Annotated in this window: 1 pseudogene; it reads left to right on the top strand. The window is 70.6% G+C overall.

Features of this window, described 5'->3' with window-relative positions:
• A pseudogene (locus F6S12_RS33645) lies at window positions 1-204 on the top strand (hypothetical protein); the annotation flags it as partial.

Raw genomic sequence — 204 nt, 5'->3', positions numbered from 1 at the left:
GGCCGATTACCTGCGAGGCCAGGGCGTGGAGGGCGATTCGCCGCTGGTGCGCATCAGCGACAAGGCCCAGGGCCCGACGCGGATCTTCGTCCACGACGGCAGCGGCACCCTGGCGCCGTACCGCGCCCTGTTTGCCGCCCTGGGGGAAGAAGCGCCCCTGGAAGGGCTGGTGCTCAACGATGTGCCGGCTTACCTGGCCCTGGA

Origin of the sequence: Pseudomonas sp. JV245A (assembly GCF_032424515.1) — a bacterium.
Taxonomy (GTDB): domain Bacteria; phylum Pseudomonadota; class Gammaproteobacteria; order Pseudomonadales; family Pseudomonadaceae; genus Aquipseudomonas; species Aquipseudomonas protegens.
This window is presented reverse-complemented; position numbering and strand designations above follow the sequence as displayed.